The sequence below is a fragment of the Neptuniibacter sp. PT8_73 genome, assembly GCF_047778045.1.
GTDB lineage: Bacteria > Pseudomonadota > Gammaproteobacteria > Pseudomonadales > Balneatricaceae > Neptuniibacter.
This window is the reverse complement of the sequence record NZ_CP180545.1, coordinates 2,584,896-2,599,311: the sequence shown is the minus strand read 5'-3', so window position 1 is coordinate 2,599,311 and position 14,416 is coordinate 2,584,896. Positions and strand designations below refer to the sequence as shown.

At 42.3% G+C, this 14,416-nt stretch carries 16 protein-coding genes; 10 read left to right on the top strand and 6 right to left on the bottom strand.

Translation table 11 applies throughout. The annotated features are described in order from the left end of the window. Window positions 1-59: 59 nt before the first annotated feature. Entirely contained in the window at window positions 60-989 is a 930-nt protein-coding gene (locus ACMXYN_RS11715) for an AEC family transporter (protein ID WP_415891982.1), read from the top strand. Between the two features lie 15 nt (window positions 990-1,004). On the opposite strand, the gene ACMXYN_RS11710 is transcribed toward ACMXYN_RS11715, so the two are convergent. Continuing rightward, a complete protein-coding gene (locus tag ACMXYN_RS11710; RefSeq protein ID WP_415891981.1) occupies window positions 1,005-1,253 on the bottom strand; it encodes a hypothetical protein in 249 nt (82 codons plus the stop codon). Window positions 1,254-1,465: 212 nt separating this feature from the next. On the opposite strand from ACMXYN_RS11710, the gene ACMXYN_RS11705 reads away from it, so the two are divergent. Continuing rightward, window positions 1,466-1,831 carry a VOC family protein gene (locus ACMXYN_RS11705; RefSeq protein WP_415891980.1) on the top strand — a complete coding sequence of 122 codons (366 nt, stop codon included), beginning with the start codon at window positions 1,466-1,468 and terminating at the stop codon, window positions 1,829-1,831. A 54-nt stretch (window positions 1,832-1,885) separates the two neighbouring features. Here the strand turns inward: ACMXYN_RS11705 and ACMXYN_RS11700 are convergent, their stop codons facing one another. Beyond that, entirely contained in the window at window positions 1,886-2,953 is a 1,068-nt protein-coding gene (locus tag ACMXYN_RS11700) for a nucleoid-associated protein (RefSeq protein ID WP_415891979.1), read from the bottom strand. A gap of 107 nt (window positions 2,954-3,060) precedes the next feature. On the opposite strand from ACMXYN_RS11700, the gene ACMXYN_RS11695 reads away from it, so the two are divergent. Beyond that, window positions 3,061-3,594 carry a YaeQ family protein gene (locus ACMXYN_RS11695; protein ID WP_415891978.1) on the top strand — a complete coding sequence of 178 codons (534 nt, stop codon included), beginning with the start codon at window positions 3,061-3,063 and terminating at the stop codon, window positions 3,592-3,594. A 165-nt stretch (window positions 3,595-3,759) separates the two neighbouring features. On the opposite strand, the gene arfB is transcribed toward ACMXYN_RS11695, so the two are convergent. Further along, window positions 3,760-4,173 (bottom strand): alternative ribosome rescue aminoacyl-tRNA hydrolase ArfB, encoded by a 414-nt coding sequence (gene arfB / locus ACMXYN_RS11690; protein WP_415891977.1) that lies wholly within the window; start codon window positions 4,171-4,173, stop codon window positions 3,760-3,762. Between the two features lie 128 nt (window positions 4,174-4,301). Here arfB and ACMXYN_RS11685 point away from each other — a divergent pair, with 128 nt between their 5' ends. Then, a complete protein-coding gene (locus tag ACMXYN_RS11685; RefSeq protein WP_415891976.1) occupies window positions 4,302-4,523 on the top strand; it encodes a hypothetical protein in 222 nt (73 codons plus the stop codon). 52 nt (window positions 4,524-4,575) lie between these two features. Here the strand turns inward: ACMXYN_RS11685 and ACMXYN_RS11680 are convergent, their stop codons facing one another. Both ACMXYN_RS11680 and ACMXYN_RS11675 read right to left on the bottom strand, forming a co-directional pair. Then, the gene (locus tag ACMXYN_RS11680) at window positions 4,576-4,797 is read right to left on the bottom strand and encodes a PA3496 family putative envelope integrity protein (protein ID WP_415891975.1); all 222 of its coding nucleotides are present in this window, start codon (window positions 4,795-4,797) and stop codon (window positions 4,576-4,578) included. Window positions 4,798-5,048: 251 nt separating this feature from the next. After that, window positions 5,049-5,636 (bottom strand): HupE/UreJ family protein, encoded by a 588-nt coding sequence (locus ACMXYN_RS11675; protein ID WP_415891974.1) that lies wholly within the window; start codon window positions 5,634-5,636, stop codon window positions 5,049-5,051. A 370-nt stretch (window positions 5,637-6,006) separates the two neighbouring features. On the opposite strand from ACMXYN_RS11675, the gene ACMXYN_RS11670 reads away from it, so the two are divergent. From ACMXYN_RS11670 to ACMXYN_RS11655, 4 genes are all read left to right on the top strand, one after another. Further along, a complete protein-coding gene (locus ACMXYN_RS11670) occupies window positions 6,007-8,748 on the top strand; it encodes a GNAT family N-acetyltransferase (protein ID WP_415891973.1) in 2,742 nt (913 codons plus the stop codon). Between the two features lie 181 nt (window positions 8,749-8,929). Beyond that, entirely contained in the window at window positions 8,930-9,331 is a 402-nt protein-coding gene (locus ACMXYN_RS11665; protein WP_415891972.1) for a hypothetical protein, read from the top strand. Window positions 9,332-9,457: 126 nt separating this feature from the next. Further along, complete coding sequence (locus ACMXYN_RS11660) at window positions 9,458-10,897, top strand: sensor histidine kinase (RefSeq protein ID WP_415891971.1); 1,440 nt, start codon at window positions 9,458-9,460, stop codon at window positions 10,895-10,897. Continuing rightward, window positions 10,894-11,589, top strand: coding sequence for a response regulator transcription factor (locus tag ACMXYN_RS11655; RefSeq protein ID WP_415891970.1), 696 nt, complete (start codon window positions 10,894-10,896; stop codon window positions 11,587-11,589). The genes ACMXYN_RS11660 and ACMXYN_RS11655 overlap by 4 nt, the downstream gene beginning before the upstream one ends. Window positions 11,590-11,666: 77 nt before the next feature. On the opposite strand, the gene ACMXYN_RS11650 is transcribed toward ACMXYN_RS11655, so the two are convergent. Beyond that, complete coding sequence (locus ACMXYN_RS11650) at window positions 11,667-12,947, bottom strand: MgtC/SapB family protein (RefSeq protein WP_415891969.1); 1,281 nt, start codon at window positions 12,945-12,947, stop codon at window positions 11,667-11,669. A gap of 333 nt (window positions 12,948-13,280) precedes the next feature. Here ACMXYN_RS11650 and ACMXYN_RS11645 point away from each other — a divergent pair, with 333 nt between their 5' ends. Both ACMXYN_RS11645 and ACMXYN_RS11640 read left to right on the top strand, forming a co-directional pair. Beyond that, window positions 13,281-13,640 (top strand): ankyrin repeat domain-containing protein, encoded by a 360-nt coding sequence (locus ACMXYN_RS11645; RefSeq protein ID WP_415891968.1) that lies wholly within the window; start codon window positions 13,281-13,283, stop codon window positions 13,638-13,640. Between the two features lie 6 nt (window positions 13,641-13,646). Next, window positions 13,647-14,138 (top strand): hypothetical protein, encoded by a 492-nt coding sequence (locus ACMXYN_RS11640; RefSeq protein WP_415891967.1) that lies wholly within the window; start codon window positions 13,647-13,649, stop codon window positions 14,136-14,138. Window positions 14,139-14,416 lie beyond the last annotated feature (278 nt).

Here is a 14,416-nt window from a genome sequence, read left to right as displayed (position 1 = left end):
TTAAGAGGGCGAATTGGTCTAATTGGCGCTTTCAAATTCTGGTTATAACGAGCACTTTCATGGCAGGCATAGAAACGATACTTACGCTATTTTTGCTGATCGGTTTAGGTTACATCGGTAAACGTACTGTTTTGGCAGAGCAATCCTTAGCTCCGCTTAACACCTTTGTGTACTACTTTGCTGTGCCAGCATTGCTGTTTAATTCAGTTTACAAATTATCTTTGGACAGTTTGTTTCAGCCTGTTTATCTATTTGCTTTTCTCGTCGCTGTTGTTGCAACTGCACTTACGGCGGCGTTGGGATGCGCAATGTTCTTCTCTGAGCGTAATAAAGAGGTACTAATCATTCGTGCTTTGAATGGTACCTTCTCCAATTATGCGTACATGGGCATTCCTATGGTGTTTGGCTTGCTCGGCGAAGCTGCTTATGGCGCGATGATCAGTATTATCTTGTTGGGGAACGTGTTCCAGATTGGTGGTACGCAATTTCTAATGGAAAGTCAGCGCCAAGAAGGAACGGGATTAAAGCAGTTCCTGGCTATTTTAGATAAGTCATTACTGCGTAGCCCGATCTTCTTATCCACATTCTTTGGCGTATTAGTCTCAGCATTTGCTATAGAGCTGCCTAATGTATTGGCATCTACCTTAGATCTGCTCGCGCCAGCCACCGTGCCTGTCGCTCTGTTTTGTTTAGGTGCGAGTCTTGAGTTTAGAACCCTTAAGCAAAGTAAAGTTGAGCTATTCTGGTTGGTTATAGTTAAGCTCATTATCCACCCATTGCTCACGTTAGCTATTTTCAAACTTGCTGGTGTGGAAGATCAAAACTGGTTGTTAGCAGCTGTGATTCTGGCTGCCTTGCCAACAGGGGCCTTAGCTCACGTTATGGCGATCCGTTATGACGTAAAAGAGAAAGAAACCTCCTTAACAGTCGTACTATCAACTATGGCAGCACTCGTTAGCGTATCCTGTTGGGTGAGCTTTTTAATGTAATTCATTTGGCTTAGCTTACGCAGCTTGTTGTACATCATGAATAAATAACATGATCTCTTCAGGCTGCTGAGGCTGGTTAATTATCTCTACCACATGATCTTTTCGATCTTTGTTCAGATCGATGACCTCGACTGCTAAGTAGTCGCCATCCAATTTAAAATCCTTCATGGCGTAACCTTGTTCAGCAAGCAAATCCATCAGTTTCAGTAGTACAAGGCTCTTGTTTCTGTACGAAATTCCAAATAAAAATCCGTTGATGATCATCTGTCTATCCTCTTCTGAGACTGCTTTTTAGGAGCAGTTAAATTGCTTTATCTGCTGTCTATTTTCTGCTGATGTTGAGGCGCTGTCTGTATAGGAATATGCATACAAATTTTCATGCAGTGGCTTTTTTCGAGCTTAAATAACCGATTTTTGGCTAAACTCAATGGGTGGTGTTTAGATCTCTGCTTAGTATCAGGGGAGGGATAAGTGCAATGAAGTTTACTTTTTATGCGCAGCGTATCTTTGTTACTCGTTTCAGTGCAGCGGTGGGCTTTTATTCCCAAGCTTTGGGAGTAGAACCGGAATTCTTAGATGAAGATATGGGGTGGGCTGAATTTGAGTTGGGTGCAGCCAAAATAGCCTTAGAGTTGGTTGATGCAGATACTGAAGAGGCTAACGATTTAGTGGGGCGTTTTGTGGGTGTCACACTTCAAGTTGAGGATATTCAATTGGTGTATGAAGATATGACTCAAAGAGGAATTGAGTTTGTTGCCCCACCAGAGAAACAACCTTGGGGTGGTACGCTAGGGCACTTTATGGATCTTGAAGGAAATATCCTTTCGATTTTCAGTATGTAGTGTTTTGTATTTCAGATTCATATGAAGCTACAAAACACTACATCAGATAGCAGATTAATCTTCCTGCTCTAAAGCCTCGCGCAGTTGATTGATCACCTTACTCGGCAGACGGTTGATAATAATACGACCATTATCTTCATCAAATTCGATATCTTTACTGCCATTTAGATCGCCAAGGCTGCGCTTATTGAAATCTAAACTCCAGTTATCAGCTTTTACCTTAAGTTTTGCGAAGCGATTAATTGTGCTGGTGTGAGGCTGAAATTCCTGGCTAACATTGTACGGGCCTTTATTGGCAAACGTGCCAAAGGTGCCTGCTGCTGTTTCTGCTTGTTCGGGTGGAATGTAAGCATCAAACAGGTTTTCAATGTCGTTTAGATTAGCGGATTCTTTTTCTGTGCGTTGCTTGGATAGGTAGCTAACTACATCCTCAACCACTTCCTCTTTACGATCGCTCATATTGTTTTGGTTACAGAAATCCCGTGCAGCACGAATCAACTCACCTGTTGATTTGCGTGAAGGGGTGACATCGGTACAACCAAACGCAGTAGAGAAGTAGTGGGTGATTTCACCTTTCTCTTTGCTGCCAATAAAGCTGAGGTAGCTGTCCTGCTTTTTTCTATAAGTGGTTAGGTTGATCCGCGCACCTTGATGCAACTGATCTAGGTTTATCTCCATCACCTCTGTTGGATGAAGGTCATTGTCAAAACCAATACCTGCTTTATCTCTTACGAGCGCGATCAGCATATATTCGTAACGATCACTGGCATACATAGCAAACAGTACATATCCACCGTGAGCGGTATGAGCCGATGGGTTGTTAATCGCAACCGCTAATTGAGACATGCTTTTTTCTGTTAACTCAACAAAGCTCTGCTCGTTACATTCTGCATTTACAAAGCTTTCGAAAGCCGAGATAAATGGGTAACCCTCTTCATTCTCATGATTGAACGAGCCATGAGTCAGACTAGAACGACGGCTGAATGCGGAATTTAGAGTTTCGAATAGTTGGTTAGCGATCGGTTCAGTTGTCGGAATAACACCACCACGATCTGTAATACGGGCAGGCGCATCTTCAGATTCTTTAACTAGTTCTCGAATAGCTAGATGTTTTAATTCCATGAATGACCTCAGCAGCGTTGTCAAAAAAGCAGAGCAAGGATTGTATTTAAAACTCAGAGGAGATGCAGTATAAAGATGCCCCCAATCCTACGAATAAGGCTGAGCTCATGGCGCTTAAACCAACTATCCACAAAGTTTCGCTTAATTTAGTGGATATGAATCGGGATATTTATACGAGCGAAAAGTTAACAGTTGCTCTGCACCCATCAGAAACGGTTACCAGAATGATGGTGCGTATCCTTGCTTACGCGCTGAACTATGATCAAGACCTTGATTTCACTAAAGGCTTATCAACAGCCGACGAGCCTGATCTTTGGGTTGTACGTCCTGATAACTCAGTGAGTTGTTGGATCGAAGTTGGACAAGCTTCCCCTGAGCGCATGCGTAAGGGCGTAAGCCGTGCAGAACAGGTGATTCTCTATGCCTACGGTAGCGAAGTAGATATCTGGTGGGCTAAAAACGGTGATGGCCTAAAAGCTTTGCCAAAGACTGAGGTATATAGATTCGATGCCGAGCAGGTTAGTCAGCTAGAAGCGTTGTGCGATCGTACGATGGAGTTAACGATTACACTTAGCGAAAACCAGATCTTCGTAGCCGCCGGTGATAACCAAGTTGAGGTAGAGGTTAGTCAGCTTTCTTAAAATTTCAGTCGCTAGTTGCTAGAGGTTAGTTGCTAGGGGGGCGCTTTAGCTAAATCGCAAAGCCCATCTCTGATGACTAGGCTAGTTTATGATGTTCTATGTTTGATTGGTCTAGAAAGAAAACCCTCATCGAGAGCATTCTCAAATCGATAAAGAGTAAAAGCACTAATAATTAACTTTCCCTCTATTCTTTTTGATCTGCCCGCGCTGAGTTTTCTTATCAACGCGTTTGCGTTGTGAGCTTCGTGTGGGCTTGGTCGCTCTTCTTGCTTTTTCTACAACGGTAGCGGCTTGGATAAGCTCCAATAGTCGCTGCTTTGCATCCTCCTTATTCCGCTCCTGATCGCGAGAATTTTGTGCCTTAATCACAATAACGCCTTCTTTGGTAATGCGTTGGTCACGATAGGCAAGTAGTCGCTCTTTATAGAATTCAGGTAGGGAGGAACTTTTGATATCAAATCGAAGATGGATCGCACTAGAGACTTTATTTACGTTCTGGCCGCCGCTGCCTTGGGCGCGGATAGCGTTGAATTCTAGTTCGTGCGGATAGATAAAAACGCGGTTGGTTATCTTTAACATGAATGTATTGTATCAATAGCATTAAAAGGAATGAAAAAAAGATAGAAAAAAGTGCCGACAGAGTTTGAATAACCGCCATACCTGAACCATTCTTGATATATCACTCAACTTAACAGGGGGCGGGGGACATGGATTCCAAATGCAACCACTGCAGGCAGTTAATTGAATCTTCAATTATCAGTGAACCCCATCAGCATCTTAACGTACAAAGACGATCAATGAGCAGTAGCATCTATCGCTGTCAGTTGTGTAATACGATGTTTGAATTCACAGAACATGAGATTTACTTGTTGGATATTGTGCAGCCTGAGTCGGAAATAACTGAACACAAACCATCTGCCTGTGCTTAAGATCACAGGTAGATGCGTGTCATTAGTGAATCAAACTGAGCTTCTTGCCTAATTAATCTTTCCAGTCGTCATCGTCGAATATCTCGCGTAGATCTCGTTGCAGCTCTTTCTCTTCACGCATGGCCTCTAAGCGACGGCGCTTAGCTGGATTGATGCTCTCTTTCTTGTGAATGGTCGATAGTTCTTCAGACGCAAGTAACTCGTCTTCAAGTAAGGATTCATCAGACAGGGTCGGTTGATTAGATTCGCTATTTATGGGGCCTTGGTGACTCATAACTTTGCCTCAGGGATAAACAAATCGATCTCTATATAGCCTGAGTATGGTACAGATTTGGAAATTGGAAAGAGATTTATGCTGAATATGCTAGCTAAAGGATAAAAGGTGAAAAAAGTCGGGTAAAAATTACCCGACAAGGCACTTTGGGTGTGGTGAAGCAAAGAAAGGTGCTGGCAATTAGTTAGGTAACTACTGCCAGCGAATAACGAAATAGCAGAAGTGGATGGCTATCTCGTTATAACAGTTGGTCAAGCGACCAGAAACAGAGCGCCGAACAGTGCGATGCCTGTTCCGGCCCAAGTATTTAATTTTGGAATAGTACGGTTGATCTGATCAGCTAGAGTTTTGCCTGCCCAAAATAGCAGCGCGGTACTTAACATAAAGCCTGATGCAAAAGCTGCGACACCGGCAGAACCTAACTCGGCACCATGAGCTGAACCGTGATAGATCGCGAACACAGCAATCAGTGGCAATGCTACGACGCTTTTTAGATTAATCACTCTAGAAACCATGAGGCCCAACACCAATACGGATACTGCAATGCCTGTTTCTATAGCAGGGAACATCAGGCCGTTAAGTGCTAAGAAGAAGCCTACTAATAGCATGCTAAAAAGCGCGAAAGGCACTAAGCGATTATTCTTAAGATGCTGCTGTCCGGCCCAGAAACCGACAGCTAACAATGCCAGTAGGTGATCGATCCCTGTTAATGGATGGAGTAAGCCAGAGATCAAACTGGATTCCATTAATAGATTGCTGTGAGCAAATGCTGATGGGGCAATCAGTGAACCGGCGATCAGCGCTAGGCTGGATTTGAATAGGGTGGGAATTGTCCTCATTAGACTATCCTTTTTATTTTTTATGGATGAGGAGAGGCTGTGGATACTTACTCTCGTTCCAAAGGTAATAGCAACGGAAGTGCCAAGTTTTAGAAATTAGGGTGATTAAGCCAATAGCCCATAACTAGTCCTGTTGAGCGCTGTCCAAGGATCTGTTGAAATAGATGCCGGCTTTCACAAAGCCTATTTTGATAGCAAAAACGTTTTAAGCTGGAAACTTAGTAACCAGCTAGCTATCACTACAAAAATTGATCTTACTCATAAGTAGTGAAAAAGCTGTTTTTTATAAGACCTTGGTCTATATTTTTTGTTTTGCTGCAGTGCAAAAAGGAGTACACTGCAAGCTATCCGTTTACGAGGGATTACTGGCGTGTCTACAAAATATCTTAAACGCTTTTTTAAACCAGCATCTATCGCTGTATTTGGTGCATCTGCCCGTGAAAATAGTATGGGCGGCGTGGTTATTCAAAACTTACAAGAAAGCGGTTTTAAGGGATCCTTATACGCGGTTAACTCTCAAGGGTATGACACAGTTCATGGTATTAAATGTTATAGCCAACTGAATCAACTACCCGAAATGCCCGAGCTAGCCATAATCTGCTCTCCGCCGGAAACCGTCGCAGATATCATTCGTGCACTGGGTGCGAGTATGGTTAAAGCAGCCATGATCTTAACTGGTGGTCTATCCATTGAAGATGAAAATCACCAAACCCTTCGTGATCAGGTAAGAGAAGCAGCTAAGCCTTACGGTATCAGAATATTAGGGCCCGATTGTATGGGTATGTTGGTGCCCGGTCATAACATGAATGCCAGCTATTCCCATGTGAATATCCTAAAAGGGAAGGTCGCTTATGTGGGCCAGTCCGGTATTTTAGGGACGGCCATGATCGATTGGGCCACTGGTCAGGAGATTGGCTTTTCTCATTTCCTTACTTTAGGTGGTGGCGCCGATGTTGACCTGCCCTCGGTGATCGATTATCTCGCACAAGATCCTTATACCCATGCGATTTTATTGCAGCTGAATCGAGTAGATGGCTCCGCTAGGGACTTCTTATCAGCTGTTCGTTCTGCGTCACGCAACAAACTGGTACTGGTGCTTAAAAACGATACCTTTAGTGGCGAAAAGTCCGGTACAGAACTCGCACCTGGTATCTACGACGATGATCAGGTGTACGATGCAGCGCTGCGTCGTGCGGGCGTTGTACGTGTTGAAACTTCTGATGAGCTATTCAACGCGTTAGAAACCCTAACCCATATGAAACGTATGCGCGGTGAGCGATTGGCTATTGTGTCTAATGGCACGGGACCAAACGCACTCGCGACAGAGCACCTTCTTAATAAAAATGGTCAGTTGGCGCATCTGACTGAGGAAACAGTTGAAGCATTAGCTGAAATTCTTCCGCCTCATTGGGATCGATCCAATCCGGTAGACCTTAATGCCGATGCTGACCCTGCGCGTTTTGCCGAGGCTGTACGCTTACTCACCAAAGATAAAAATGTTGATGTGGTGTTGATGGTACACGCACCGACACGCCTGGCACCCGGTGTTGAAACTGCGGAGCAGGTTATTCAAGTTGCTAAGAAAACCCCGCGTAATGTCTTAACCTGCTTTATGGGCCGAGCAACAGCTATAGAAGCACGTAACCGTTGTAACGCAGCAGGTCTTTCGACTTTCTTAACACCAGAAGAGTCAATCGATGCTTTTATGTACATGGTTGAGTTTCGCCGTAACCAAGAGGTGATGCGTCAAACGCCGCCTCCTTACATCGAGCAAAATACGCCCAACCATATTAAGGCTAGAGATCTTATTCAAAACGCTTTGGCGGAAAATAGAGACTATCTCCAGCATAAAGAAGCCTGTGCGTTATTAGATCTTTACGATATCCCAGTTTCGAATACGTACTACAGTGAGAATATTAATGATGTAGTGAAACTCTCGAGAAACATTGAAAACTCGGTAAGGGTAAAAGCACTACATACTCATAATGTCTATCCATTTAGCTATGATGCGCAGGGTAGTCAGCGTTGGAAGGATGTTGCACAGGATCTTTTCTCTCTAGCCGAAGTTGAGCATGCGACTACCCAGCTATCCTACCGGGTAGGCGAGACCTACAGCCCTGAAGAGCAGATGGGGTTCTGTGTCCAACAGATGAAACGCGGTTTCCAATCGCTACAGATCAATGTAGGTATTACACGAGATCCTACCTTTGGGCCAGTGATTGTCTTTGGCGCTGGTGGGCATACTGTAGATGTGCTTTCGGACCGTCATGTGATGTTACCGCCTTTAAATATGGCGTTGGCGCATCAGCTCATTCGTCATTCGCGTATCTGTAAAATAATCGAAGAAAACAGCTATCGTCCTGAGCAAGATATGAAGCAACTGTGCAAATTGTTGCTGAATCTTTCTGAAATGGTGGTCGATCTGCCAAACCTTAAGTGTTTAGAGATCAACCCGCTACTGGTCAATAAGGCCGGTCTTTTGGCGACAGATGTTTCTGTATCAATTTCAGTAGATGAGGGTGATCTCTCAATCTCTCCTTATCCAGAACATCTCACCGAAGAGATTACATTGAAGCGTTCTGGCCGTAAGGCAATCATGCGTGCGATTCGTGGTGAAGATGAACCAAACCATCTCGAGTTCTATAACAAGCTTAGCCCGCAATCTATCCGTCTACGTTACTTCTACAGCCGTGGTGTACCGACCCATCAGGAACTAGCGAACTGGACCCAGATTGATTACGACCGTGAGATGGCATTTATTATCTCTGTTCCACGTGAAGGTTCTAAAGAGATGGAAACCTTAGGGGTTGTAAGAGCGGTGACTGACGCCGATAACGTTAGAGCCGAATTTAGCGTTGTGATTCGCGATGACCTACAAGGCGAAGGTCTTGGTGTTGCCTTAATGAGCAAAATTGTTGATTACTGCCGCAGTCGAGGAACACTGCAGATTATTGGATCGACATTGCCAAATAACAAAGGTATGCAAAACTTGGCTAAAAAATTAGGTTTTGAGAATAGCTTCAATATCGAAGAAGACGTAGTCGATATGAAAATGATGCTGAATACGCCAAAAGAAGACTGGCAGCGTATGCGCCTTCAGTTGCCCCATTAATTAGGCAACTGATGTTTATTAGTTACCCCAGTGGAAACTGGGGTGACGGTCTCGAAAGTACTCTTTCTAATTTTTAGCCGTAAAGTATTAGACTTCTCAATCCAATCCTTACAATTCACTGACATTCTTCTATTTAAATGCGATTAGCCTACGTTTCAAAATTCTAATAAGGAAAATTGAAATGCTAGGGCAATATTCGGAGTTCGCTTTAACTTATCTTTGGGTGTTGGGGTCGATAACCACGGTTACTTTTGCACTCCCGTTGTTTTTTGTGCCTCTGACTTGGGCTAAGTTGATGATGTGGAGGGTTCCTGAAGATACTGATTTAGCGGAATACTTTGGGCGGTGTGTAGGCGCATTTGTATTAGTGGTTGAGTTTTTTATCCTCAAAGGTGCTTATACAGAGGGTGGTTTGCAGTTCACATTTGATATGTTGGCTGTCGTCTTCATATTAATGTTAGTAGTGCATATTTATGGGGCAATTCGAAAGATACAGCCTATTACAGAAACCTTAGAAATAGGGTTGTGGGCATTCTTACTCTTTATGACTTACATTTGTTATCCCGTTTCATCCGGTATATAAATTAACCTTCAGTTTTTAAAGTGGAAATTGGTTTTTTGATGAGTGTTTAAGGCAGGAAGTGTATAACCTGCCTTTCTTTTTGAAGGGATCTTTTTAGATAAAATGAGAGGGATATCATCGCCAAATTTGGCACTTTTATTGTTAATGCTCATATCAACAATAACGTTGGCTTTACTAGGAGTAAGAGCTCTTAATCAAGAGACCGCTTTAAAACAAATAGAATCACAGCATCGTCAGGAAATGACGATGAAGGCAATCGAAATCCAGCTTGGCCAAGAGATAGAGAGTGCTTTCCGTAAAGTAAGAGAGTCGATTGAGTCCCAAAATGGTAGTCGTCATGATCTCCGAAAATTGGTGATGAGCGACGGTGCTATCGATTTAACATTGATTTACGATGATCAACTAAACAGAATTTTTCCCCCTGATAAAATCCAAGCATTGCCTCGAGAGCAATATCTACTCGATCAGTTTGAAGCCGTAATAGAAAAGCAAATACAAGATATTTCTTTAGTGTCTGAGCCTATTACATTATCGCTAGGGTATTCTTCAGATCTTCGCTTGTTACATTGTTGGCAATCAGAATTAAATTACTGTGTTTTGCTTAAGCAGCGATGGTTAGCAGAAGAGTTGGAAGCTGCTTTACCCAAAATTCATCATAGAGATCAGTTGCAGTTAAGTTCAGTTTCACAAAATAATAAGGAAAAGGCTAACCTTGAACAGCATGGTGCCAATCTAACTTGGCCCTTAAGTGGAATTTTTATCGATTGGCAACTTATATACCAACCTCTAGATGCCGACACACAACACCTTCAACCTGTATATGTAGCTATCTTATTTCCTCTAATTGTACTCATGCTTGGGCTTGGGGCCTGGTTATATTGGGTACAGCGATGCTCTATTAAAGAAAATGAAAGAAAGACTGATTTTTTGAGATTAGTTGCACACGAGTTTAAAACGCCGCTAGCAAACCTGAGGCTTTATTCAGATCTTGTTCGCCGAAGTGAGTCGCATAAAGAAACATTGAGTTATATGGATGTATTTGATGCTGAATTTTTTCGTATGCGACGCTTTTTAAATAACGCCATATTATTCGAACATGCTGATCTGGTGAGTAAGCCTAAACTTGAGGCCCTTGATTTAGAGCCTTTTATCCATCAGCTGATTAACCCATTTGAGCCACGACTGAAACATAGTGGTATCGATTTGACCATTGATATTCAATGTACAGCTAAGGTGACAGTAGCTCGTGAAGCCCTTGAATGCTCGGTTGTAAATCTCGTTGATAACCTTATTAAATACGCGCCGAACCAGCCCGCGCAACTGAATTTTTTGCTACAAAACGATAGTTTGATGATTACCTGCAGAGATAGCGGGGACGGCATCACAGCAGAGCGCCAAACCAGTTTATTCCAATATGATCCCCAGAAAACTAAAGGCGAAGAAGGGTTTGGACTTGGCCTTGTTGTAACAAAACAGCTTATAGAAAATGCAGGTGGTCAGATAAGTTACCAAAATGTAGAGCACTCTGTTTTTGCCGTTCAATTGCCGATAGAAGAAAGCCAATGAAAGTAATAATTGCTGATGATGATCTTCATTTAAACCAAGGCTTGGCGTTGTTATTACAAAAAGAAGGTTTTGAATGTCATACCGTGAAAAATGGTAAAGATGCACTGTATCAGCTTGGTGAATACAAACCTGACTTATGTATTTTTGATGTGATGATGCCCTATCTTAGCGGTATAGAGCTCTGTGCAGTTATGCGTGAAAGAGGCTTATTTCAGCCAGTCCTTCTTCTTACTGCATTTGATGAGCAAGTTGATAAGATCGAAGGTTTTCGATTAGGTGCTGATGATTTCATGACAAAGCCTTTTAACCCTGATGAGCTAATTGCACGTGTCACTGCTTTGGCTCGGCGAGAGCAGTACCTTAAATCGAGAAAGCCTGCACAATCGAAAACATTTCAACTAGGTGAGTTAACCGTTGATGTTGACTGTATGCTACTAAGCTATGTTGATGAAAAAGTCTGCTTGAGTAAGCGTGAACTTGAGTTTCTACAGATGCTTCACGCAAGTGGAGGGCGAGTACTATCGAAAGACGAAATTTTGGACAAATGTTGGGGGAGAACTTATCTACCTAATAGTCGAACTTTGGATCAGTTTCTTTCGGTCTTAAGACAAAAAATGGAAAAAGATTTAGGAGCTCCCAGAATCGTACAAACGGTTTATGGAATGGGATATAAATTAAAAGGCGTCGGATAATTTTGATTGGGAGTAGTTATTTATTCTCAAATGTTCCTCGTGTTGCCCTAATTACCTTGTGCGGTCGTTAGGGGTATTTATGCTAGATGCGTAGCATAAATAGTAAGAGCTCCTAGTAAAATGGCGCCAAGCATTGCTGGTGCTGTTCGGACAGATAAGGATCTGTCGCCGGCAAATATCACAATCAGCATCTTAACTAAGCTATTCACCGTAGCCGCTATAAATATTCCTGCTAAAGCAATTTCTACTTCTATCAATTCAGGTGTCTGTCTGCCTAGTGTCAGAGTAATTGGATCAACATCGGTTAAACCTGCGATAGCTGATAAAAGCAGTGTTCCTGTATCTCCAAACCATTCTGTTAACGCTTGTGAGAGCAGCATTACCAGCATTAAGACAAAACCGAAGAAGACTGCAGAGCTTAGCGCTAGTGGGTTACGTTGAGTTTTGACGCTGTTAGTTTCTCCATCACAGTATCTAAACCATATCCAGAGTGCAGGAAGATAGAAGCCAATCATCATAATGAGCATAGAGGGCCATAGCTGATATGTTAGTGGTGCATTTATGACGAGCAATACCATCAGAATTCGAGGAAACATTGTTCCACAACTGAACAGGATTCCACTTGCTAGTAGAGGGCAGAGGGAACGTTGTTCTCTAGAGAGGTTAGAGAACTGGATCGTTAGTGCTGTTGACGAACTTAACCCTGCAAACACGGATGTGAACATAATGCCGCGTCGTGTGCCACCAATTCGGATTGCAAAATAGCCTAGAAAAGAAATGCTGGCGATCAGTACGACTAGCCACCAGATCTCATAGGGATTAATTGCGTTCCAAGGACCATAGCCCTCATCAGGTAGGATCGGTAACAAAACTATTGAGATTAATAACAGCCTCAAACCTGCATCAAGTTCATATTCTTCAAGCTTATGAAGTGCCGAATGCAGCTCGGGCTTACCATCCAGAATCAACGCTACAATAACGGCTGCTGCAGAGGCAATAACAGGCTCCCCAGACACGGCGAGAGCTCCAAGCGTATAGGTAATCAATAGACCAACAATACCCGTGATACTAACGGTGTTGCTCTCTTTATGACGAATATTGAAAGCAACGGCGAGAATAATAATCAGCGGAATTAAGCCGAACCCAAGTAGCCAACTTGAAAAATCCTTAGCAAGTGCAGCGCATAAACCGCCATATAGCCCAGTCAAAGCAAAGGTACGAATTCCTGCAATACGGCTTCCCTCAGAGCGATGGCGTTGAGACCATCCTCGTTCAATGCCTATGATCAAGCCTAGAGCCAAGGCGATAAGAAGGGACCAGAATAGATTGATTGGTGTAGAGAAAAACGAAACATCCATAATTTAATATTGAGATAGTTTTGGCGTTATCGCCAGTTAGAGAGGTTCGGTACAACTAATTTAGTCGACAATGAAAGCAACTACGATGTAGGTGTATAGGATTTATATTTAAAATTTAAGGGGGAAGATGTGAAATAATTCTATCGATACGATAAATGTTGACTCTAAGAGAACAGCTATAGGTAGGCTACTACAACCTAGTGAGGTAGGTGCGTTCTAATTTATATGCTATAAATGGGCTCTTCACAGATCGATCTTTGTTCTTCTCAAGTCAGTGTATTTAAGATCGATTGATATAAATGGAATTTTTAAGAAAGCTTAAAGGATTAAATCATGCAAAAAATACTTGCCTCTTTATTAATGACCTTATCGATGGCTTCCATCGCAGAATCAAATTTTTCCGACGAAGATATAACGGCTTTCCATAATGCAGTTTTAATGGGTGATTATAAAACGTTTGAACATTATTTAGCTAAAGGAATGGATATAGATCAGAGGCGAGGTACTTTCGAATCAACACCTTTACTTGCTGCTGCGAATATGGGGCGTTTAGAAGCAGTTAAGTACCTTTTAAGTAAAGGGGCTAATCCTGATTTGAAAAATGCATTAGGCAAAACCGCAATAGAAATTGCCAGGAAACGAGGTAAAGATAGTGTGGTGGATGCTTTGAATAAAGGTCGAACTCAGGAGTAATTTAAAATGACTGATTTCTTTAGGGTTTACGAAGTTAGAGTACTCAAATTATCAATCATTGTGGTTTTGTTTTTATGCGCCGTTAATGTTCAGGCAGAGGTGTATAAATGCATTAAAGAATCAGGGAAAGTCGAATATCGACAGTTCTCTTGTGAAAAAGGCACGGTTAAAAAAGAACTACTATTTGCTAAAGCATCGAAAGAAGACAGTAGTTCAGTGTCTGAGCAGACAGATGAGTTTTACTACCCTGGAGCAAAGCTTAAAACTAAAGATGTTGGAAATGGTTATATGGATTATTTCGAGTACAAAACCTCCGATGATTTTTCAAAGGTTAAAGAGTTTTTCTCTAGTGCTATAGAGAATGGAAATTGTGAAAGTAGATCTGATAATCAATTTAACTGTAAGTATCAAAATGTGGCTAAGTATAAATCTGTAGAGGTCTCAATTATTAAGGAAAGTGATCGGATAGATATAATGCTTGTGAAAAACATAAAGTAGTCTTTGGTTCAGTATGCTTGTTAAATCTGAGGTAGCTATCTTATATATGTAGGATATGTGGCAGTAACGTCAATCGATTTGAGTAAACTATTAAACATGGTCAAGGAGGAGGTACGGCTGAGTCATCAGGAGGTGGTGAGTTAGGTATTGGTTTAAGGGATATAAAAAATGCAGGGCAAAGGCTTAAAGGGCCCGATGGTTTAAACGAGCAGATTAAATTCAATCAGCACCAATTTAAATTGCGAATGGTCGGTGGCTTATTTACGCTGCTGATAATG